This window comes from Vibrio sp. 2134-1, assembly GCF_033339495.1.
On record NZ_JAWOUS010000759.1, the window covers coordinates 1 to 569 of the forward strand.

2 protein-coding genes are annotated in these 569 nt (G+C 44.8%); both read left to right on the forward strand.

The annotated features are described in order from the left end of the window. Positions 1-331, forward strand: a 331-nt coding sequence (locus R7R78_RS28375) for an MmcQ/YjbR family DNA-binding protein (RefSeq protein ID WP_225474882.1), incomplete at its 5' end; no start/stop codon positions are given. A 103-nt stretch (positions 332-434) separates the two neighbouring features. Further along, on the forward strand, positions 435-569 hold a 135-nt coding region (locus R7R78_RS28380), incomplete at its 3' end, for an Mpo1-like protein (RefSeq protein WP_406707408.1).

Here is a 569-nt window from a genome sequence, read left to right on the forward strand (position 1 = left end):
CTTTTTAGAGACATTTATGTGCGCCGAAAGTGACTTCCCCTTTGGCCCTGACGCGCTTGTGTTCAAAGTAAAAGGCAAGATGTTCGCGATAATCGCGGAGCGTGGTGGTCGAGAATACGTCAGTGTTAAAGTGAAACCGGAAGATGGAGAAGTGCTAACGTCCCAGTTTACTGACATCACACCGGGCTACCACCTTAACAAACGCCATTGGGTCACAGCGTATTTCAATGGTGATGTCGAAGATGGTCTCATTCAAGACTTGTGCGAGCGCTCCTACGATTTGGTTGTAGCGAAACTGCCCAAAGCGCAACGTACATTGCTTGGACACTGAAGCCAAATAGCATTTCAGGAAAGTGTTTAGGCAATAACGAAAACCTTCAATTGCTCGTTGAAAAACTCGCACCTTTTTTGAGCTCGGACTATATAAAAAGAAGTTGCGTAAAAAGGGAAGTGATATGCGAGCACTATCTGACTGGTTAGAAGCCTACGGTGAAAGCCATCAAAACCCAATCAATCAAAAAATTCACAAAATTGCCGTACCGGGTATTTATCTTTCTGTGGTTGGGCTT